We start from the raw sequence: 21041 nt of genomic DNA on the forward strand, positions 1-21041 counted from the left end.
ACCCGTAGACGTGGTCTCGATGCCGCGTCCCACAAGACCACCGGAGACAAGCCCCATGCAACCCATCCAGGACATCCTCATCGTCGGCGGCGGCACGGCCGGCTGGCTCACCGCCGCGTTCCTCGCGCGGCAGCTCGGCACCGCGCACGGCGGCGTCCGCATCACGCTGGTGGAGTCCAGCGACATCGGCATCATCGGCGTGGGAGAAGGCACCTTCCCATCGATCCGCGGCACGCTGTCGGCGATCGGCATCGGGGAAGCGGAGTTCCTCGAGGCCTGCTCGGCGACGTACAAGCAGGGCATCCGGTTCGAGCACTGGGTGCGGCCGCCGGGGGCAGCAGGGGCCGATCACTACTTCCATCCGTTCAGCCAGCCGAGCCAGCGTCCCGGCGCGCCGGAACTGCTGCCGTACTGGCTGATGGGCGACGCCGGCGAGGGGCGCGCATTCGCCGAGGCAGTGACGCTGCAGAAGGCCGTGGCGGATGCGCGGCACGGGCCGAAGCGGGCGAGCGATGGCGACTTCCTCGGGCCGTTGAACTACGCGTACCACTTCGATGCGGGACGCTTTGCAGCGCTGCTCGCGGAGCATGGCCAGGCGCTCGGCGTGAAGCGCGTGATCGCGACGGTGGATCGTGTGGATCTCGATGAACAGGGGGCTATCGCCGCCGTGCACACGAAGGAGGCCGGCACCTTGACGGCCGGTCTCTACGTCGATTGCAGCGGCTTCCGGGCGCGGTTGATCGGAGAGGCGCTGGGCTCGCCGTTCAAGTCGATGCGCGACGTGCTCTTCGTCGACAGCGCGCTGGCGATGCAGGTGCCGTATGCACGGCCCGATGCACCGATCGCGTCGTACACGATCGCGAGCGCGCAGGATCACGGCTGGATCTGGGACATCGGGCTGCAGGAGCGCCGCGGCATCGGCCATGTGTACAGCAGCCGGCATTGCGGCGACGAGGAAGCGGAACGCGCGCTGCGCCGCTACATCGGTCCGGCGTCGGATGCGCTCACGCCGCGCAAGCTCGCGCTCAACATCGGCTATCGCGAGACGCAGTGGGTGAAGAACTGCGTGGCGGTCGGGCTGTCAGGCGGTTTCCTGGAGCCGCTGGAGTCGTCGGGCATCGGGCTCATCGAGACCGCGGCCTACCTGATCGGGCAGCTGTTCCCGTTCAACGGCGATACGGCGCCGGTGGCGAAGCACTTCAACGCGTTCATGAACGAGCGCTACGCGCGCATCGTCGACTTCATCAAGCTGCACTACGGACTGACGCAGCGCACGGACACGGCGTTCTGGCGCGAGAACGCGGACCCGGCGTCGTTCACCGACACGCTGAAAGAAAAGCTCGCGATGTGGCGCTGCCGGCCACCGCAGCGGCTGGACTTCATCACCGACGTCGAGATGTACCTGCCGGCGAGCTGGCAGTACGTGCTCTACGGGATGGAATTCGAGACGCAGCTGGGCACGGGCGCCGCCGCGCTGATGCGCAGCGAGGAGGCGCGCAAGGAGTTCGCGACGATCGCGCAGCTCGGCGCACATGCGCTGAGGGATCTGCCGCCGCATCGGATGCTGATCGAGCAGCTCCTCGCGCGGACGGGCAAGCGGGCCGCATAGAGCGGCATAGAGCCCGGAAAGCCGAGTGAAGGCGCTCAGGCCTTCTTGAGGCGCGGCGCGGCCTTGGTGCCGAGCACCGCCGTGGAGTCGCGCACGACGAGTTCGTGCGGCAGCACCCGGTGCTTGGGTTTCGCAGCTCCTTCGGCGCCGACCTCGGGATCGGCATCGCGCGGCGCGCCGATCAGCAGGTCGACGGCGGCGCGCGCCATGTCGTCCATCGGCTGGCGGACCGTCGTCAGCGGCGGCCATACGCGCGCCGCGGCGGGTGTGTCGTCGAAGCCGGCGATCGAGAGGTCGCCCGGAACCGCCAGGCCGAGGCGTTGCGCCGCGGCCAGCACGCCCAGCGCCATGTCGTCGTTGCTCGCGAAAACCGCGGTCGGGCGCTGGCGCCGGCTCAGCAGCTGATAGGCGGCCTCGACGCCGGTGTCGAAGGTGAAGTCGCCCTGCACCACCAGGTCCTTGTCCAGCGGCAGCTTGTGCGCCTTCAACGCGGCCAGGTAGCCCTGGTAGCGACGCTTGGACGCGACCTGCTCCTTCGCGCCCTTGATGATCGCGATGCGCGTGTGCCCGAGGCTGATCAGCAGATTGGTGATCTCCTCCGCCGCGTGCACGTCGTCCATGCGGACGCTCGGATGGTCGGGCTCGTCGGCGGCCGGGGAGATCAGCACGCACGGCGTCTGGCTCTCGCGCAAGGCGGACAGCACCTGCGGGTTGTCGCACAGCGGCGGCGTGAGGATCATGCCGTCCGGCCGCAGCGCGGAGACCATGCGGTCGACCTGCATGGCGAGGTCGGGCGCGTCGTTGTGGAGGGACTCGACGACGAGGTGGTACCCCGCCTCGCGGCAGCGCAGCGTCGCGCCTTGCTGGACACCGCCGACGAAGGCGGCCGACGGGTCGTAGTACAGCAGGCCGATCAGGAAGGACCGTCCACCAGCGAGGCTGCGAGCCGATTGCTTGGGCCGGTACTTGAGGTCGGCCACGACCTTCAGCACCGTTTCGCGGGTTTCGGAATGGACGCCCGGCTCTTGATTCAGAACCCGGGATACCGTCTTGATGGAGACGCCCGCTTCGCGAGCGACGTCGATGATGGTGGCGGGTTTACGTGGCGGCATAGAGATCCGGAATGCTCGCCCGACTTTGCCATACGGACACGATCCCTGCGGGAGAGTGCGAATCCGGAGCGCCAATGAGAAAAGCCGGCGCGAGGCCGGCTTTTCGTATTTGGTGCCCAGGAGAGGACTCGAACCTCCACGGAGTTACCCGCTAGTACCTGAAACTAGTGCGTCTACCAATTCCGCCACCTGGGCTTTCAGGATTTCTTCGTCACAACTTGCGTTGCAGCGAGGAATTGGACTTTAGCACGCTTTTGAATACTGGCAAGCGATTCAGCCGCCCCAACTCACTTTTCCGAGTCGGGTGTGCGGATCCCACAACGCCTGTACTCTCCTCGCCCAATCCAGCATCGCCGGCTCCACGCGCTCCCAATGCGCCCGGTACGCCGCCTGCAGTTGAGGCCCGACCCCGTGCTCCGCGCTGATGGACCCGCCGAGCTCCGCGACCAGCGCGTACAGGCCCTCACGCAGGGTCAGCTCTTGCTCCGGCGTGAGGGATCCGGCATTCGCCGGCCAGACCATGTTGAAGTGCATGCCGCCGTCGCCGAGGTGGCCGAAGTCGGCCAGCCGCACCTGCGGGAAGCGCTCGGCCAGCCACGCCGCCCCACGCTCGCGGAAGGCCATGAAATGGCGCCGCGGCAGCGAGAGATCGAGCCCGATCACCTTGCCCTGCACCCGCAGTCCTTCGCTGATGCGATGACGCAGGCCCCAGATCGCCTCGTCGGCATCCAGCACGGCATCGCGCACGCGACCGGATTCGAAACCGGTTTCGAGCCAGTCCTGCAGCAATCCGGTCAGCGCGAGTTGATCCGCCGGCAGCTCGCTGCTGAGCTCGACGAGCATCGCGTAGTCCGGCAGCTGTCCTTCGAACCACCGCGTCACGTCCTGACCGTGCAGACCGGCCTCCAGCGCCGCGCGGCTGATGCCTTCAAAGGCGGACACCAGCCCGCCCCAGCGCTGCATCACATCGGCGTACAGCGGAAACACCTCGGCCAGCGAGGCCGGCGCCACCAGCGCCACGGCCCGCTGGCGCGGCAGGGGCGCGAGCTTGATCGTGACTTCGCTGACCAGCCCGAGGCTGCCCGACGAGCCGATGAAGAGCTGCCCGAGCGCCAACGCCGAGTTGTCCTTCTGCAGCCCCTGCCCCAGGCGCAAGACCTGACCCGCCGGCTCCGCCAGCACGACCTCCAGCGCCAGCGTGTTGGCGCGCACGTCGCCATAGCGCAGCATCCGCGTGCCGCCGGTGTTGTGCGCGACCATGCCGCCGATCGACGGATCGGCGCTCAGGTCGACCGGGAACCACAGGCCGTGCGGCTCGAGACGTTCGTTGATCTCCGACAGCCGGAAGCCCGACGACACGCGCAGCGTGCGGTCGAGCAGATCGAGCTCGAACACCTCGCGCAGTCGTTCGGTGCTCAGGAGCACTTCGCCGTTCGCGTCGTCCGGCGTTCCTGCGCGGACCAGCCCGGTATGCGCGCCCTGCACCACCACGCGCAGCCCGCTGGCCGCCGCGAGCGCCAGCACCCGTGCCGCCTCGTCGCGACTGCCCGGGCGAACGAGCGCGGCCGCACGCCCCGCCGCGTAGCGCGCGGGCTGCAGGAAGCGCGGCTCGATGTCTGCGCCCACCTGCACGAAGGTTTCGCCGCAGACGGCAATGGCTTCCGCGAGGAAACCGCCGGCCTGGAAGCTCAGCACGCCGTGGCCTCGCCCGTCGTGTCCGCGTCCTTGGCCGCGCCGGCCGTCATCTTGAAGATGCCCGTCGCGTTGCCCGCGTCGAAGGCCAGATCCAGCGCGCCCGATTCATCGAGCGGCGCGCGCTGGATGAATTCGTGGAAGCTGCCCGGCACTTCGAGCATCACGCGCTGGCCGCGATCGAGGAACTCGCGCATCACGCGTGCCGCCTTGAACGCGGTCTGGCGCACACGCCCGGTCGCCGAGGTCTCGATCGAGTCCTTCACCGGCCGGTCGAGCGCGCGCTGCGCCGCGACGACGGCTTCGATGTCGGCCACGCGATCGGTCGCGTGGTTGAAGGCGTTGCCTTCGGTCGCAATCCAGGCCATCTCGGCCGATTCGGTGAGCATCAGCTGGTAGTCGTCCGCCTCGAACAGCGCATGCTGCCGGGCGAAACAGCCGACCAGCTTCGGCAGCAGCGCCACTGCGGCGGCGGCCGGCAGATCGCCGTCGCGCGCGAGGTGCTCCAGCATCGCCAGGTCGGCCGGCGTCAGCGGATCCCGCGAGGTCGACAGCACCCGCGTCACCGCGCCCTGGAAGCTGCCGGAGAAACGCTCCGGATGCAGCTCCGAGACGAAGAACTGCGCGATGTCTTCCGGGAAATCAGCATGGCGCCAGGCGCGGCCGGTCATCTTCAAGCGCGGCAGCGGATAGGTCGCCGCCATCGCGAAGCCCAGCGGTCTCAGCACCCGCGTGATCGCGGCCTCGCCCGGCGGCAGCGCGCCGGACGGCCACGCCACCGTGCGCAGCGCGCCGTGGTCGAAGACCAGTTGCTGTCCGTCGCGCTGCAGGTCGGCGACATAGGCCGCCGCCATCGGCACGCGATCGGTGACGTCAAGGAAGAGCGCCATGTTCAGTGCCTGCGCCAGCTCGGCGCGCGACACGCGCTCGCCGGCCGGACGCAGCAGCGAGGGCACGACCTGCACGCGCGCGAAGGCGGCACGGGCCGCTTCTTCGCCGAGCGCGCCGCGCAGCAGCTGGAACAGCCCGCTGTCCACGGCCGCCGCGACTTTGGCATTGAGCGCCGGCAACGCCACAGGCGCCTTCAGCTCCGCGGTCCGCTCAGACATCGAACTTCACGCCCTGCGCCAGCGGCAGCTCGCGCGAGTAGTTCACGGTGTTGGTGGTGCGGCGCATGTAGGCCTTCCACGCATCCGAACCGGATTCGCGGCCGCCGCCGGTCTCCTTCTCGCCACCGAAGGCGCCGCCGATCTCCGCGCCCGAGGTGCCGATGTTCACGTTGGCGATGCCGCAATCGGAGCCGCTGGCGCTGACGAAGGTCTCAGCCTCGCGGATGTCGTTCGTGAAAATCGCCGAGGACAGGCCCTGCGGCACGTCGTTCTGCAGCGCGATCGCCTCGTCCAGCGTCTTGTACTTCAGCGTGTACAGGATGGGGGCGAAGGTCTCGTGCTTCACGATGGCCGATTGCGCCGGCATGCGGACCAGCGCCGGCACCGCGTAGAACGCTTCCGGGTACTGGGACGCGAGGGCGCGTTCGCCGCCGCTGACCTCGCCGCCCTGCTCGCGCGCGGCGGCCAGGGCCGATTGCATCGCGTCGAAGGCGGCCTTGTCGATCAGCGGGCCGATCAGGTTGCCGGGCTCGACCGGGCTGCCGATCTTCAGCTGCGCGCGGGCGCGGTCCAGGCGGGCGACGAGTTCGTCATGGATCGATTCATGCGCGATCACGCGGCGGGTCGTAGTGCAACGCTGACCGGCCGTGCCGTAGGCGCCGAAAAGGATGCCGCGCACGGCGAGGTCCAGGTCGGCGCTCGGCGTGACGACGATCGCGTTGTTGCCGCCCAGCTCCAGCAGGCAACGGCCGAAACGCGCCGCGACGCGCGGGCCGACCGCGCGGCCCATGCGGGTCGAGCCGGTCGCGGAGACCAGCGCCACGCGCGTGTCGTCGACCATCGCTTCGCCGACACCGGCGCCGCCGATGAGGACCTGCGACAGGAACTTCGGCGCGCCTTCGAAGCGGGCGACGGCCTTCTCGAACAGTGCCTGCGTGGCGAGCGCCGTCAGCGGGGTCTTCTCGCTGGGCTTCCAGATGCAGGTGTCGCCGCAGACCAGCGCGAGCGCCGAGTTCCACGCCCACACCGCCACGGGGAAGTTGAACGCCGAGATGATGCCCACCACGCCCAGCGGCAGGTACTGCTCCATCATGCGATGGCCGGGACGTTCGCTGGCGATCGTCAGGCCATGCAGCTGGCGCGACAGGCCGACGGCGAAGTCGCAGATGTCGATCATCTCCTGCACTTCGCCTTCGCCCTCGCTGGTCACCTTGCCGGCTTCCAGCGAGACCAGACGGGCCAGCGCCGCCTTGTTGGTGCGCAGCTCCTCGCCGAACAGGCGCACGAGCTCGCCGCGCTTGGGCGCCGGCACGGTGCGCCAGGCCAGGAAGGCCTGCTGCGCGTTGGCGATCGCGGCGATCATGTCGGCGGCCTTGGCCTCATGGACCGCGCCGATCACGGCGCCGTCGATGGGGCTGCGGACGGTCATGGAACCGCCGGTGACGGCGGCGGCCGGCACGCCCAGGGCGGCCAGCAGGTCGGTGGTGGTGGAAGTCATCGGGGAATTCTCCTTCAGGCGTTCAGGCAAGTCGTGCGAGGGGCCGATCGAATCGATGGATGCGATCGATCGACCGACCGATCAACCGATCGATTCCACCTGACGCGACTGTTGATACGCCTTGCCGAAACGGTTGGCCAGGAAGTCCGGCAGCGCGACTTCTTCCTGACGGACGAAGCCCGACTGCGGCAGCTTGCCTTCGCGGAACAGATCGACCGCGGCGCAGATGCCGGCGGCGGTGGTGATCTGGATGGCCGACAGCGGCTGGGCGCCGTCGCGCTCGGCGAAGATCTTGCGGGCGAAGACTTCCTGCATCAGCACGCCGTTCTTCATGCCCGAGACGGTCACGAACACCAGGACCACGTCCTGCATGGTCGCCGGCATGCTCTTGCGCATGATGTCCTTGAGCTTCTCCTGGTCGTTCTTCAGCGCCAGGTCGTCCAGCAGGAACATCATCAGGTCGCGGTGACCCGGATAACGGACGGTCTTGTAGTCCAGGTTGCGGACCTTGTTCTCCCAGGTCTCGCACAGCGTGCCCAGGCCGCCGGAGGTGTTGAAGGCCTCGTACTCCGTGCCGTCCAGCGAGAAGTGCTCCAGGCCTTCCAGCGGCAGCGCGGCGATGGACGCGCCGTCGTGGATGGCTTCGCAGGGATGGCAGTACTCGTTGATCAGGCCGTCGACGGACCAGGTCAGGTTGTACTTCAGCGCGTTGGTGGGGAACGCCGGCAGCGCGCCGACGCGCATCTTGACGTCGCTCAGCGAGTCGAAGCTCTTGGCCAGGTGGTGCGCGACGATGCCGATGAAGCCCGGCGCCAGGCCGCACTGCGGCATGAACGCGGTCTTCGCGCCTTCGGCGATGCGCTTGATCTCCTTGGTCGCGGCCACGTCCTCGGTCAGGTCGAAGTAGTGGCAGCCGGCTTCCAGCGCCATGTGCGCGGCGGTGATGGCCAGGTGGTACGGCAGCGCGTTCACGACCACGTCGTTGCCGCGCAGCGCGGCGGCGAGCTGGGCCTTGTCCTCGGTGTCGACGGTCTTGGTCGCCAGGCCCTGGCCGGCCAGCAGCTTCAGCGCGGTGTCGTTCTTGTCGATCACGGTGACCTGGTAGTCGCCGCTGCCCTGCAGCAGTCGAGCGATGGTCTGGCCGATGTGTCCGGCGCCCAGCAGTGCCACTTTCATGTCGTACTCCTTGTGATCCTGTGCGGATGAGGTTTCAGATGCGATGCCGGCAGTGTCCCGACCTGCTCTGACGAAAGAAAGCGCGAGTTCGACGAAAAACACCTCGATACTGACGATCCGTCAGCCGGATCATTCATTCCGGCGAAAACGAGGGTTTATCCCGAGAACTCCGTCACAGCCTGTCGAAGGCCCCGCCCATGAACGCCAGGAAGACCTCGCCCGCATCGACCGCCGCAGCCGCGCCCGTATCGCAGCCTGAATCGCCGAGCGTCTCGCCGGCGACGCTGCGCGACCAGACCGATCGCGCGCTGATTGCGTTGCTGCAAGCGAATGCGCGCGAGAGCACCGCCGACCTCGCACGCAAGTTGGGCGTGGCCCGCACCACCGTGGTGGCGCGGCTGGCGCGGCTGGAGGCGGACGGGCTGATCGCCGGCTACACGGTGCGTCTGGGCGGCGAGGCGGTGGAGCGCGGCGTGCAGGCCTTCGTCGGCATCACGGTGCAACCCCGCGCCGGGCGCGAAGTGGTGAAGCTGCTCTCGCGGCTGCCCGAGCTGCGGCAACTGGCATCGGTCAGCGGCGAGTTCGACTACATGGCCACGCTGCGCGCCGACAGCACGGCGCGGCTGGACGCGCTGCTCGACGAGATCGGCGACATCGAAGGCGTGATCAAGACGCACACCTCGGTGCTGCTGGCGCTGCGGGTGGACCGGAGCGCGTGAGGCGCCATCGCCCGGACTGTGTCGGTCGCGTGGCGCGTGAGTAACGTCATGTTTTAGGGGGTCGCTGCCGTCAACGCGGGGAGTTGGCACGCCGTTTGCAAACCATGAGTCGCCAGCTCAAGGAGCGCACCATGTCGAAGCCTGCCGTCACTGCCAAACACGTCCCGCCGATCTTCATCGGCATGAAGGCCCTCGCGATCCTCGCGGTGGCCTGGGGCGCGGTTTATCCGTCGCTGCTGTGGGGCCTCGGCGCCGTGCTCCCCTGAGCACTGCGGCGACCTCCACGTCCACCGGAGTTCCGCCATGAAAGCCCCTGCCCGTCTGCACGGCACCGCGCCGCCCATCCCGGCGCAACCGCCCATTGCCGCCCACCGCTGGCGACGCCTGCTGCTGCCCGCGATCGGCGTCGTCGTCGCGGTGCTGGCCCTGCTGGCCGCGATGGCCTGGCTCGACCACGCCGAAGGCGACTTGCGCCAGGTCCAGGCCCCGACGACCCAGCCGTCCGCCACCACGCCGTCGTCGCCCGCATTCCAGCCGTCCGCGACAACGGTCTCTTGATCCGGATGCCGCTGGTGATCTCCTCCCCGCGAGCGCATAGTCCGCGCCGCAAAGGAGCGACTTCACCATGTGGGCACTCATCCTCGGACTGATCCTCTTCCTCGGACCGCATTCGGTCCGCATCGTCGCGCCGGCCTGGCGCGAAGCCCGCCTCGCCGACTGGGGCGAGAAACGCTGGAAGCTCAGCTACACGGCCGTCTCCGTGGTCGGCCTGCTGCTGATCATCTGGGGCTACGGGCAGGCGCGGCTGGATCCGCATCCGCTGTGGGCGACGCCCCGCGGCATGAACCATCTGGCCGGGCTGCTGATGCTGCCCTCGCTGATCCTGCTGGCGGCGTCCCACGTGCCGCGCAACCACTTCAAGGCGAAGCTGCATCACCCGATGCTGCTGGCCGTGAAGCTGTGGGCCTTCGGTCACCTGCTGGCCAACAACACCGTCGCGGACCTCGTGCTGTTCGGCGCCTTCCTGGCCTGGGCGATCCTGGATTTCCGCTCGGCCCGGCGCCGTGCCGCGCCGCCGCCGCCCGCGGGGACCGCCAGGGGGACGGCGATCTCGGTGGCGATCGGCGTGGTCGCCTGGATCGCGCTCGTCATGGGGCTGCACCGGTGGATCATCGGCGTCAGCCCATTCCCGACGATGGGATGAAAAAAGCGCCCGCTAGGGGCGCTTCGTGTCCGTTCAGAGGCTGCGCTGGCGCTGCAGGACCAGCAGCCAGAAGCACAGGCCCGCGATCATCAGCCCGCCGATGAACTGCGGATGCCACGCGGCCTGCAATACCTGCGGCAGACCTTCCCGGGCGTAGTCCGGGAAGCTGTAGAGCATGTTGAAGAAGTCCTGCAGGTTGAGGTGGCCCTCGCTGTCCGAGTCGATGAACAGCCTGGTCCCCGTCTGGAACAGCGACCGGCCGACGCCGGCGACCTGTGTGATCAGCACGTTGCGCAGCACCTCGGCGGCGGTTTCGTTCTTGTAGATGTTGAGGAAGGCCGAGACCGCGATCACGAGCAGCGGCGCGCCCCAGCGCTTGAGCCAGGCCGAGGCGGCCATCAGCGCGAGCACGATGGGCGAGAGCCACAGCGCCGCGAGCACCAGGCCGACCGCCAGCCTCAGGCCGAGCCAGACGGTGGCCGCGAAGAGCGCCGACCACTGCGTCTGCTGCAGCGCGGCGAAGCCGAATTCCTTGAATGCCATCGCCGAGCCGACGATCGCGCCGCCGATCAGCGCCAGCAGCGTGGCGACGACGGGCACCAGGATGCCGTGGGCGACGATAGGCGCGCCGATGCTGGCGGCATGGCTGCCGGGCAGCGAGGACCAGAATTCGATCGAGCGGTCCTGCTGGTCGCGGCGGGCCAGGCCCATCAGCTGGTAGACGGACACGGCCAGCGCCAGCGCCAGCACCAGGCCGACGGTCAGCAGGCCGGCGATCAGCGCGACCGGCTCGGGGCTGGGCACGTCGATGCCGTCGACCTGGCTGAACGGCACGAGCACCAGCAGCACCAGCACGGGTGCCAGCACCAGGCCGATCCAGGCCCGCTTGTATTGCAGCCACTCGCGCAGCAGCAGCGTGTTGAAGAGTGTCATGGGTGGTGGTCCTTTGAAGAGGGTCGCTGAGCGTCTGTGAGCGTGGCGATCGGGCCGGTCAGGCTTCGGTCGCCTGGCGCTCGGGCTTGCGGGTCAGCGCCATGAACAGGTCGACGAGGCTGGGGCGCACGCGTTGACCCAGATGCGCGACGGCGTCGGGCGGCACGCCGTCGAAGAGCGCGGCGGGGCGGCCCTGGACGCGGTAGCGCAGCAGCGGGTGGTTGGCGGCGACCAGTTCCGCGGCGTCGGGGTCGTGCGACAGCGCAACGAAGCGTTCGTCCATCTCGGCCAGCGAGATGTTCAGCACCAGCCGGCCCTCGTCGAGCATCAGCACGTCGGACAGCAGGCTTTCGACTTCCTCGACCTGGTGGGTGGAGATCAGCACCGAGCGCTCGCCGTCGCACCACTCGTCGATGAGCATCTCGTAGAAGCTCTTGCGTGACATCACGTCCAGGCCGAGCGTCGGCTCGTCGAGGATCATGAGCTTGGCGTCGATGGCCGCGATCAGCGCGAGGTGCAGCTGTGTGACCATGCCCTTGGAGAGGTGCTTGACCTTGTCGTTCTCGGTGACCGAGGTGCGCTTGAGCAGCTGCCGGGCGCGGTCGGCGGAGAACCTGGGCTGCAGGCCGGCCATGAGGCGGATCAGCTCGGAGACCTTGGCCCAGCGCGGCAGGACGGCGACGTCGGGGATGTAGCAGAGCGAGGTCAGGAGCTGGGCGCGGTCCGCATGCGGATCCAGGCCGAGCACGCGGAGCTCGCCTTCGGCGCGCTTGAGTCCGACGAGCGTCTTCATCAGCGTGGTCTTGCCGGCGCCGTTATGGCCGAGCAGTCCGACGACGCGGCCGGCGGGGATGGTGAAGGACAGGTCCTGCAGGGCGGCCTTGCGGCCATAGTTCAGGCTCAGATGGCTGGCCTCGATGAGCGTCTTCATGCGTCCTCCCAATTCAGGTCCTGGGGCTTGAGGCCCAGGCGGCGAAGTTTCTCCCGCAGACGGGGCCATTCCTCCTGGAGGAACTGCTCCCGCTCGGTGTGCAGCAAGCGGATGCGGGCGCCGTCGCGGACGTACATGCCCACGCCGCGGCGGCTCTCGACGAGGCCCTCGTCGACGAGGGCCTGCAGCGCGCGGCTGACGGTCAGCGGGTTGATGAGGTACTGGCTAGCCAGCGTGCGCACCGACGGCAAGGCTTCGCCCTCGGGGGGATCGCCGTCGAGCAGCTGCGACGCCAGACGGTCGGCGAGCTGCTGATAGATCGGCGCTTGATCGTTCCAGCTGTGCATGACGCGGGGCGCGGAAGCGCCGGTGTGTTGCTGATGTAGCACACCATAGCAAGCCACCCCGCGCGGACCCAGCGGGGGGCGACAGACTGCAGAAAAGAGGGGATGAAGCGGAGGTGTCGGTTCTCACTCAAGGTGGAACCTTTTTCACTCAAGATGGAACGCGGTTGCGCATTGATCGCGGTGGTAGACCTTCCACCGTCGCGCAAGTTCACGGTCACGCAAAGGCTGTGCTCATTCCAGCCGCCAAGTTGGCTGCGAACAACCTGAGGGCGCCCGTCTTGGCAATAGAACGGATCTCGATCTGGATGCCTACGATCTGAACCGCATCGACCACAACTTTCTCAATGACCATGCAGGTTCCCACAGGCTGCAGGGCATCGCCTGGCTGCGCTGGATAGGCCAGTGCCACCAAGTTGCATCCGGTGGCTTTGGCGAAGGCCAACGCCTCGTAGATGTCTGCCTCACTGATGCGAAGCTGCCCCTTCTCCACGTGGCTCTTGTACTTGGCATCCAGCAGCATCCTTGGGCGTACCCCTTCGGGCTCAATCACGCAGTCTGGATACACCGAAAGCTTGCTCACAGCACCCGTGCTGGTCTTGGTCTTGGTGCCCAAGGGGTAGCCTCGTTGAGGCACTACGGCATTGCGGCCAAAGCCCAAGCGAGCGGCCACCGTCAACAGGTCTTCCCACACGCGCCACGTATCGACCAAATAGCCCGGTGCATGCGCCTGCCCCTGCTTGTAGTTGAGGCCCAAGCCTCCAAGCACATCAATGGAGAGCTCGTGCAGTGGCTTCCACGCTCTGTGTCGCGCAGGGATAGGCTTGCGACGATTGGCTGGGGTGTCTTGAGGCGAGAGGTCTTCGATCATTCGCACCAAGGAACCCGCAGCCGATGGATCACTCACCTCAGGCAGCAGTTCCTTGGCCGCAGCCACGATGTCCGCGTTCCAACCGTTCCTGCGATCAAAGCGAATGAGCTCTTGCTCAAAGCCATCAGGCGAGGGAAAGATGAGGTCCACCGGATCGGGGTCCCCATCGATGAAAAAGTCTGCCTCACGCACCCTGCGATAGCTGCGCAGTGGGCGCCTCTTTCGGGCCTCGTACATGCTGGTGATGGAGCGCGCCACCAGCGTGGAGAGGTCCCGTGGTGTGCCTCCTGAGGCTGACAAACGCTCAGAGGCCAAAAGCCGTCCATGGCGCGAAAGCGTGGAGAGAAAAAAGAAGTCCTCGCGCCACGCAGCATCGGTGTCATCGAGTCCCAAGAACTTGGGCGCAACTTCCAGTTCCAGTGAAGGCGCCAAGCGAATGAGCCCCGCAAAGTCGATGGCCCGTGTGCCCTTGGCATCCACACTGATGGGGTTGTAGTTGAGCCGAAGGCTCGACGCAGCACGATTGCCAGCCTCCATCAACAGGCTGTTGGCCTTCGTGCGATCTACCCCAATGGCCTCGGCAATGGTGCGACCAAGGTCAACCGGGGCTCCGTACTCAACGAGGGACAGCCGTGTTCGGGTGTGCGCCACGCGCTACCCCCGAGGATTGGCAACTGCCCGCAGCGCTGCGTAGATGTTCCCCTCCGCAAAGTTCGTGGGGCCTTCGAGGCGAAACCTCAGGTCATCCGCAAAGGTCGTCTCAGTGAGCTTGAAGGGATTGAAGGCTGGGCCATCGAGCGCATTGAGGGCTGCGGCGATGCCTCGCGTGTCTCCGAAAAACACCTCTTCCACGTGCGCCCGCACCTTGGCCCAACCCACACACAGCGCACTCAGCGCTTCGGGAAGTGCAAGGGTCTGGGGCTTCACATCGCACATGTGCACACCATGCCCGATCTGAAACTCGGGGCCACGTCCAAGGGCAATCTGCGCATTGACGGCCACCCATGCACGAACCGACGCCTCCAAGGCATCGCCCACATTGGCAGGCACATCAGGCAACGCGTCGGCACCCTTGGCACCTAGACCGTAGAAGGTTCGCAGCGCCGCTTCATCGGGCTCCAAACGCAAAGGCTCCCAGCGCCGCAAGAAGGCGACATCCAAGGGCTCCACCGACGCATCGGCCTGATTCATTGCGGCCAAGATGTAGAGGTCATGTGGCAACGCGTACTCGATCACATTGCCAGTGGCCGGATCGAGCATTTCAAAATACTGCGTCTCCGCGCGGTTGGCCCCACCGGGGGCGAGGCGCTTATCGGACTCGATGGCCACGATGGCACCACCGAACACCTGCACCGCAGGGCCTCGGTTGATCTCATCGATGATCAACAGTGCAGCCCCATTGGCCCCCTTTGCGTGCTCACTCGCGCGGTACAGCGTGCCCTTCACGATGGTGAAGTCTGGGCCCCCTGCCGCCTTGTTGACTGCCGGCGTGATGCCCGAAACGAAGTCGCGGTACTTGGAGTTTTGGTGAAAGACCGTGCGAAATACCTTGCGGTCCACCTTCGTGGGGGCAGGAATGTCCTTAACACCGCCGCCGGCAGCGGGCGGGATCGGGATGCCGCCCACGGGATTGAGCTTTGGAGCCCCACCTGCGGGAGCCAGTCCAAAAGCCGTCTCGAAGGCCAGCGCGACCTCGGCTAACAGCTTTGATTTGCCCGTACCCGGTGGGCCAGACACCAGCACGTTGCGCGAGCGTGCCAGCAGCATCAATGCCTTTTTGCAGTCCTCACTTGCCATTGCAGTAGCTCGTTGTACTCGTGAAATCGCGATAACCGATTACGGCGTGATTCGGATGCCGCTTCGCATCGATGCAAGCCACGATTTCCTTTGCCACAGCGGCGTGCCAAACCCCCGGAGTTCTGAGCGTCTTTTCCTCTGCGAAGTGAGGCCAGACCGAGTCGTCATCGAGTTGAATTAGCAGCAGTAGAACGCGATTGCCTTCGCCACCCTTCGGAATCAGCTTGGTATCGAAACACGCATACTCTGGAACACGAACAATGCGCCCCTCTGCGCCACGCGCATCGGTGGGCGACTCAAAGAACGAGTCCTTCCGGAATACCGTCCCTTGCGGGTCCTCCCAGAAAAATTCGCCCTTGTGAACGTCGATTTGAATGTTTGTTCCATCGCGTTTTCTGGTTTCTTTGACCGACGCCGGAAACATCCTTTTAATGACTGGAAGCAGCCGCTTGTAGGATCCAAACCGAAAGTCCCTGGCGCCCCCGCCGGATTGCGTCTTATTCGACCGCGCAACGATTTTTAGAAGATCGCCTTGCTTGATTTCTTTATAAAGGATTCTGGCGACTTGTTTCGTACCACTAGCCATGACTCCGGGCTCCTTCTTCTTCGATTTCTTCGCCACCAAGGGCGAGTTCTGAGGGCACATAAGCAATGGCCCCCAACGCACGTGCCTCCACCGCACGGCGCGACCAAACTGTAGACCGACTTCCTGTGCGTTTTGCCATAGCGGCTAAAACACTGTCTCGGGTAATCGTGGACTTTGCCTCCCCAGGCAGCCCCAGTTGGCCCCGATCCAAAATTGGGAAGTCTTGGAGCACCAGCTCCATGTCCTTTAAATCGAGCCCGTAGGCCACGGCCACTTCGGCATCAATTTCCCCACGAAGCTGCGCCATACGCTCGTAGGTTTCACGGGTAGCCCCTGCACCATCGAGAGAGCGCAGCTCGCGCGCAGCGCTCACCAACTTCTTCCACGGCAAGCCCTCGTTGGCGAGCTTCGGCATTGGCACGCTTTGCAGCAAGAAGTAGTTCACCGTGGTGGTGAGCACGCGCCGAAGCATCCAGTCAAAAGCAAAGCTGTTGGCGATGGATACCCACACCAGCAGCCGCTCTTCCGAGGGGTCATCTGGGAAAAGGATCGTGGGCACCTTGTTGCCACAGACCACTCCCGCAGGAATCAACGAGGCCATGAGTGAGCGCTCGTTGGTCTGACCGGCAATGTCGCAAAAGCCCACGCGCAGCACATCTGCACGGTGCTGATTGGCACGGGGCATGTCGCTGGGACGAATCCAAAACTGAGGCGAGAGGCGCGAACCTCCGATGGGGAAGGCCTCCCACAAGGCACTGCGGCCGGTACCAGACACGTGGCCTTTCACACCAAAGCGATGTGCCTGCACCATGCGCCCTTCCACCAGCGGTAGAGCACCAGGCGTGGCCCGAATGAGGAACTTTGGGCGCTCCTTGGTCATATCGACTTCACGGCAGAACTTCGGCGTCCAGCCACAACCCGGCTCTTCCCACGACACACCGGCTTCTGCGATCTTTGAGAAGAGTTTCCACTCTGCAACGCTACGGACCTCTGGAAGGCTCAGATCGTCCCGAACCGCCGCCAGAGCTGCACGTCCAATGGTGGCCGTTCCAGTCGTCTCCAAGCCCGTGGGGGTACCCCGTTCGTGCAAGAGCGTGATCGGCTCGCGCTTGCTCTTTTCAGAGCCCGCTTTGGTGAGGGCCACGGCCAAAAACTTAAAGCGCGTGTCGATGGCGAAGAACCGTGCACGGTTGTCGATGATCGAGAGCGACACGCTTTGGCTGGCGTCAAAAATCTTTCGCCGCATGGCCTGGGTGCCTTGCGAACGAATGAGGCCACCGGGGATCAGCGCGGCCACAACTCCCTGCCCTTTGCACAGCTCAAAAAAGAGATCCGTGAAGGCGATGTAGAGGTCTGGCTCACCGTTGCCCAAATCCGGGTAGCGAGCCAACAGGCGCCGGGAGTAGTCGGCAACCTCATCGCGTCGCTGAGCAAAGCGCTCTTCATCGAGCCCATGAATCTGGGCCCCGTAGTGGCGCTTGGTACCTGAGGACTTCAAGAACTCATGCCGCGAGAGCTTGACCTTCTCCCACGGTGGGTTTCCGATCACCGCATCGAAGCCCTCAGGAACCATCGCAGTCCAGACCTTGCCATCTGCCATCAAGCTGTCGCCGCAGTACCAACGCGCGCGCATAGCTTTGAGAGCCGATACATCGTCAGTAAAGGAGGCCAGTGCTAACAGTGCAGCACGTAGCGAATTGGCCGAGAGATCCGCTGCACACACGCCATGAGCCAACCAATGGGCCGTCTTAGCGCGGTCCATTCCACACACCGCATGGGTCAGTGCTGCAAGCAAAATTCCCGCGCCACTTGCCGGATCAATCACCCGGCTCTTGTAGGTGAGCTTGGGGGCTGCAAGCTGGGCCAACCGCGTGGCCAATCGAAAGTCTGTGTGATACGCGCCCGTGCTCTTTCGGTCTTGTTCATGCAAGGCTTCGCGTGCCAACGCACTCAGCGCCAAAGCAGGATGAACAGGTGAGCGCTCGATGGCACTTGCCACGGGGGCAGCAAGCTCCAGGAGCTCCACGGCTGAGCGCTTGCTTTTGGTTCCAAACGCCTCATGAAACGTTGCCAGGTCGAACCCACCAAAGCGCGCCGATGCCGCCTCCAACACTTGAAGACGAAGCTCAAAACTCGCTGGCCCATGCCCTCCCCCCACCGCCCGCGTGAGGGCCGCTTCTGCTGAGGACAGGTACTCCGCTTCAACGGGGCGCGGTGCGCTCATGCATAGCTCTCCACGAGGATAGGTTTGGTCGCTTTGACCACCTTAGGCTGCGCCTTGGGAAGCTGCGCCACGGGCCGCTCCACCACCACCAAGAACTCGTTCACGTCAGAGGCTGTGCTGCTGGCAACCTTGTTGGGCCGATAGCGGCCGATGGCCCCTAACGGGTGCATCTTGGACTTGCCGATCTTCGAGAGCTCGGCCTTCATGTCCTGCATGCAGATGTGCCCTTCACTGCTGTACGAGAGCAGCACCTTTTGAGCCTTCAAGCCACTGACCAAACGCGAGAGCGTTTTGAGCGCTCGGGTCTTGTAGCAAAAGTCGGAGGCAAGGCCCTTCCAAGGGCGCAGGCCCGCAACGCCCTCGACTTCGGGCTCATCCCCCAAGGCCACGGTTTCGAGGATGTGGTAGTAGCTCGCGTACTGGCGCTTGGTGTAAGGCGGGTCCAGATACACCAAGTCGTCCACGGCATTGGGCACGTCAAACACATCGCCAACGGTGGCTTCCACGCGCACACCACTGGCTTTGAGTTCGCGGCAACGCATGGCAATCTTGTCTTGCGATTGGCTGGTCCACTTGGAGAGGAAGCAGCCAAACGTGCCCGCGATGTTGGCCACACGATTGAGCGCCCCAAAGAGGTCTGCAATGAGCAGGCGCTCTTCCACTTCATCAATGGCTCCAGCCTCTACCCACTCACCGATCAATGAGCGCATTGCGTCGATGCGTGCTGCGTTCTCTTGGGTGAAGTAGCGTCGTTCAAGGCCACACGTGTCCATCGATGCGGGGCTGTACTCCCGCCACATGAAGCCGTTCTTTGGCTTAGCAGCATTGAGCTTGGCGATGGCCCTGGCATAGCCCCCAAGCTTTTTGAAAGCCGCTTGCTCTGTGCTGATGAGCCGTGCTCCTGCGGAAATCACCGCAGAGTGCAAGCTGTCGTTGATGCGCACGTTCCAGCCGAGGTCGGCAGCAGCCTCAGCCACCACCCCCGTGCCGCAGAAGGCATCCACAAAGAAGGCACCCTGTTTGGGGTCCCCCATGTAGGCCGTGATCTGATCGATGAGCCGAGACTTCGAGCCGATGTAGCGAAAGGTCATGCTGGCGCTCCCACGTGCGCCCTACGGACAGCACGCGCCCGCTTGTGAGCAGGAGGAGTAGCTTTTTGGCCAGGCGGCACGATGCCCTTGCGGTCGCAGTAGTCCCCCAGCAGCACTTCGAGCATGTTCACCATGCTGCGTTGCTCGTGGTCTGCGGCCTCTTTGAGCACCTGCTTGAAGGTCGGGGAGACCCGCAGGTTCAGGGTGTCGCTTTTGGTGTCGGTGAATCGCATGGTGTGCCCCGCAATTGTCTGTGCAGTTGCGTTAATGTACAGACATCCAGTTCTTCGAAAAGAGTCGGCGTTCGCGGATCGGTAAGTTTCAGCCGAAATGCCACGCCGGTTGATTCAGTTCGGCTCAGCTGACTATTGTTTAGTCGTTGCCGTACTGCCTTCCCCAACTTCAACACGCTTCGCCCCAGGGTCAAGCAATGCATACGGGTCGTCATCGTCGATGGCCCAGAGGTCGTTACCGCTACATGCGGCTCCCGGGGGCGGTCCTCGGTGCCCTCCGAGCTGCAACACATTGAGGCCCCAGTGATGGAGATTGACGCGCTCGTCGGCAGTCCTGTCGTTGCTTGGATTTTTCAGCGATACATCGGTAGTGCGATTCTTTGACTGAACCATCGCGACCGGGTTCAACGCCCAGCGGCAGTCGTCTCCGTACATCCCATCGAGAACCTGTCGGCCGACGACCACCAGCTGGCGTTCTGTAAGCCGGGGGGTGGACCTCCTTGTGGCGTGGAACATCACTTCCACGTAAGCGCTGAGGACCCTGCGGTAGTTCCCTGCGGGAAAACCGGGGCGTCGGCCGTCCAACTCAGCCATTGGCATAAACCGCTCTTCAATCAGGTCAGACAGCGCTTGTGCGATGCCCCCGCAGACGAGCATCGGGCCTAGCAAGACCATAAGGCGCCAAACATTTGTTCCCCAACCGAAGGCAGCGGCTTGGCGCTGCTCCAGGTGAGCAAGGCGGAGCAGCAAGAGAGCTGCTGCCAGCGCGTCGAGACCGGCGCGTCTTTCCAGCATCGCAGCTGCCACAGGGCAGACGGTGACGCTGCGGCGCGCCCGCATGGCCGGGACCTGAACATCCGAATCGAGCTTGCAAAGCAGCGACCTGATTCGCCGCACGCTCAAGCACGCTTCGCCCAGAACAGTCCAGAGCAGACTGCCCCAGCAGGCGCTGGCTTCTGGACACATCTCCGAAACCGCTGCGAGAACTCTTTGGCGTGGGCCGTGTCGACCATAGCAATAGCCCTTCCACGAGTTTGTCAAAACCAGAGGCGCATCTCGCAGGTGGTCCCGGCGGGAAGAAAAACGGCGCTCCAAGGCTTTGGGGCCCTCGCTGAACTTCGAAGCCACGCAGAACGCCCAGCAGATCGTCTTCAACACGCAGGAACGATCTCTTCTGCGTCTGCGATGCGTTTCCCGTTCTGCGGACGATGGGAAATGGGCACGCGCCAAGATCGCGGCCAGTGATAGACCAGCGGATTCAATGGCTTGCGCGGTTGCCGACATCACAGTTCGGGGGCTGAGGTGCTCTTAATTTCACCCCTTACGAAAGCCTCCGCCTATTCCTACGATCCCGAGGTCATTGGTGACGAGGCGACTCCATGCAGCAGTCAACCGCCGATCTGGCGCTCAAGCTTGAACAGCAACTCCTTGAGAAGTACGGGCCGCTGCTTGGCGGCCCGTCTCTCTATCGGGTGTTGGGCTTCAAATCAGCCGCGGCGCTGCGGCAGGCCGTACAGAGGGACCAGATCAGACTGCAGTTGTTTGCCATCACCAACCGGCGAGGCAAGTTCGCGTTGACGCTCCATGTCGCGCAATGGCTGGCCGAGTGCTGCCAGTCCGACGCGCCGGCGGTAGCGGACAGATCGCAGCGCGCGGCAACCAGTGCCGTCGAGACCATTGAAACTTCGAATACCTCTCGGCATTCCTCTGGTACGCCGGCGGGCGTCGTGTCCAGCACAGCCATCGGCTGCCGGTGACACTCCCCTCAACCCCCTTCCTTGAAAGGAGCTGACCACCTACGACCCTGACTTTCTTGCCCAGAAACGACAAAACCCGAGGAACCTCGGGTTTCGCGTCCGGACCAACAGCCGAATCAAGTGGGGACTTGTTGAGGCCAGTATGGGCCGCATAC

General features: G+C 65.1%; 21 protein-coding genes and 1 tRNA gene. 6 read left to right on the top strand and 16 right to left on the bottom strand.

What is annotated here, in order from left to right:
- The first annotated feature begins 55 nt into the window (after positions 1 to 55).
- Positions 56 to 1609 (top strand): tryptophan halogenase family protein, encoded by a 1554-nt coding sequence (locus VF536_RS11515; RefSeq protein ID WP_331614984.1) that lies wholly within the window; start codon positions 56 to 58, stop codon positions 1607 to 1609.
- Positions 1610 to 1644: 35 nt separating this feature from the next.
- Here VF536_RS11515 and VF536_RS11520 read toward each other — a convergent pair whose 3' ends face one another.
- The 6 genes from VF536_RS11520 to VF536_RS11545 form a co-directional block, all read right to left on the bottom strand.
- Positions 1645 to 2721, bottom strand: coding sequence for a LacI family DNA-binding transcriptional regulator (locus VF536_RS11520; RefSeq protein WP_331614985.1), 1077 nt, complete (start codon positions 2719 to 2721; stop codon positions 1645 to 1647).
- Between the two features lie 110 nt (positions 2722 to 2831).
- Positions 2832 to 2916: transfer RNA gene (locus VF536_RS11525), tRNA-Leu, on the bottom strand.
- Positions 2917 to 2994: 78 nt separating this feature from the next.
- A complete protein-coding gene (locus VF536_RS11530) occupies positions 2995 to 4416 on the bottom strand; it encodes an FAD-binding oxidoreductase (protein ID WP_331614986.1) in 1422 nt (473 codons plus the stop codon).
- Entirely contained in the window at positions 4410 to 5522 is a 1113-nt protein-coding gene (locus VF536_RS11535) for a 2-oxoadipate dioxygenase/decarboxylase family protein (RefSeq protein ID WP_331614987.1), read from the bottom strand. The genes VF536_RS11530 and VF536_RS11535 overlap by 7 nt, the downstream gene beginning before the upstream one ends.
- Positions 5515 to 7020: an aldehyde dehydrogenase family protein gene (locus tag VF536_RS11540; protein WP_331614988.1), complete on the bottom strand. Its 1506-nt coding sequence runs from the start codon at positions 7018 to 7020 to the stop codon at positions 5515 to 5517. The genes VF536_RS11535 and VF536_RS11540 overlap by 8 nt, the downstream gene beginning before the upstream one ends.
- Before the next feature lie 81 nt (positions 7021 to 7101).
- Complete coding sequence (locus tag VF536_RS11545) at positions 7102 to 8196, bottom strand: saccharopine dehydrogenase family protein (protein WP_331614989.1); 1095 nt, start codon at positions 8194 to 8196, stop codon at positions 7102 to 7104.
- 197 nt (positions 8197 to 8393) lie between these two features.
- Between VF536_RS11545 and VF536_RS11550 the strand changes: the two genes are divergently transcribed.
- The 4 genes from VF536_RS11550 to VF536_RS11565 all read left to right on the top strand — a co-directional run bounded on the left by VF536_RS11550 (position 8394) and on the right by VF536_RS11565 (position 10119).
- On the top strand, positions 8394 to 8915 hold the full coding sequence (locus VF536_RS11550; protein WP_331614990.1) for an Lrp/AsnC family transcriptional regulator: 522 nt from the start codon (positions 8394 to 8396) through the stop codon (positions 8913 to 8915).
- A gap of 131 nt (positions 8916 to 9046) precedes the next feature.
- Positions 9047 to 9181 (top strand): hypothetical protein, encoded by a 135-nt coding sequence (locus tag VF536_RS11555; RefSeq protein ID WP_331614991.1) that lies wholly within the window; start codon positions 9047 to 9049, stop codon positions 9179 to 9181.
- Between the two features lie 37 nt (positions 9182 to 9218).
- Positions 9219 to 9473 carry a hypothetical protein gene (locus VF536_RS11560; RefSeq protein ID WP_331614992.1) on the top strand — a complete coding sequence of 85 codons (255 nt, stop codon included), beginning with the start codon at positions 9219 to 9221 and terminating at the stop codon, positions 9471 to 9473.
- A 67-nt stretch (positions 9474 to 9540) separates the two neighbouring features.
- On the top strand, positions 9541 to 10119 hold the full coding sequence (locus VF536_RS11565) for an NnrU family protein (RefSeq protein WP_331614993.1): 579 nt from the start codon (positions 9541 to 9543) through the stop codon (positions 10117 to 10119).
- 33 nt (positions 10120 to 10152) lie between these two features.
- Here the strand turns inward: VF536_RS11565 and VF536_RS11570 are convergent, their stop codons facing one another.
- From VF536_RS11570 to VF536_RS11615, 10 genes are all read right to left on the bottom strand, one after another.
- Positions 10153 to 11052, bottom strand: a complete 900-nt coding sequence (locus tag VF536_RS11570) for a hypothetical protein (protein WP_331614994.1) — start codon at positions 11050 to 11052, stop codon at positions 10153 to 10155.
- Positions 11053 to 11110: 58 nt separating this feature from the next.
- On the bottom strand, positions 11111 to 11983 hold the full coding sequence (locus tag VF536_RS11575) for an ABC transporter ATP-binding protein (protein WP_331614995.1): 873 nt from the start codon (positions 11981 to 11983) through the stop codon (positions 11111 to 11113).
- Positions 11980 to 12330: a GntR family transcriptional regulator gene (locus VF536_RS11580; protein WP_088407671.1), complete on the bottom strand. Its 351-nt coding sequence runs from the start codon at positions 12328 to 12330 to the stop codon at positions 11980 to 11982. Before VF536_RS11580 ends, VF536_RS11575 begins: the two co-directional genes overlap by 4 nt.
- A 214-nt stretch (positions 12331 to 12544) precedes the next feature.
- A complete protein-coding gene (locus VF536_RS11585; RefSeq protein WP_331614996.1) occupies positions 12545 to 13849 on the bottom strand; it encodes a 5-methylcytosine restriction system specificity protein McrC in 1305 nt (434 codons plus the stop codon).
- 3 nt (positions 13850 to 13852) lie between these two features.
- Positions 13853 to 14995, bottom strand: coding sequence for an AAA family ATPase (locus VF536_RS11590; RefSeq protein ID WP_331614997.1), 1143 nt, complete (start codon positions 14993 to 14995; stop codon positions 13853 to 13855).
- On the bottom strand, positions 14985 to 15581 hold the full coding sequence (locus tag VF536_RS11595; RefSeq protein WP_331614998.1) for a hypothetical protein: 597 nt from the start codon (positions 15579 to 15581) through the stop codon (positions 14985 to 14987). The genes VF536_RS11590 and VF536_RS11595 overlap by 11 nt, the downstream gene beginning before the upstream one ends.
- Positions 15574 to 17805: an Eco57I restriction-modification methylase domain-containing protein gene (locus tag VF536_RS11600; RefSeq protein WP_331614999.1), complete on the bottom strand. Its 2232-nt coding sequence runs from the start codon at positions 17803 to 17805 to the stop codon at positions 15574 to 15576. The genes VF536_RS11595 and VF536_RS11600 overlap by 8 nt, the downstream gene beginning before the upstream one ends.
- Entirely contained in the window at positions 17802 to 18896 is a 1095-nt protein-coding gene (locus VF536_RS11605) for a DNA adenine methylase (protein WP_331615000.1), read from the bottom strand. Before VF536_RS11605 ends, VF536_RS11600 begins: the two co-directional genes overlap by 4 nt.
- Positions 18893 to 19129 (bottom strand): hypothetical protein, encoded by a 237-nt coding sequence (locus VF536_RS11610; protein ID WP_331615001.1) that lies wholly within the window; start codon positions 19127 to 19129, stop codon positions 18893 to 18895. Before VF536_RS11610 ends, VF536_RS11605 begins: the two co-directional genes overlap by 4 nt.
- A gap of 132 nt (positions 19130 to 19261) precedes the next feature.
- Positions 19262 to 20287 (bottom strand): hypothetical protein, encoded by a 1026-nt coding sequence (locus VF536_RS11615; RefSeq protein WP_331615002.1) that lies wholly within the window; start codon positions 20285 to 20287, stop codon positions 19262 to 19264.
- Positions 20288 to 20508: 221 nt separating this feature from the next.
- Here VF536_RS11615 and VF536_RS11620 point away from each other — a divergent pair, with 221 nt between their 5' ends.
- On the top strand, positions 20509 to 20886 hold the full coding sequence (locus VF536_RS11620) for a hypothetical protein (RefSeq protein WP_331615003.1): 378 nt from the start codon (positions 20509 to 20511) through the stop codon (positions 20884 to 20886).
- Positions 20887 to 21041 lie beyond the last annotated feature (155 nt).

Source organism: Roseateles sp. (genome assembly GCF_036486225.1).
Taxonomy (GTDB): domain Bacteria; phylum Pseudomonadota; class Gammaproteobacteria; order Burkholderiales; family Burkholderiaceae_C; genus Roseateles.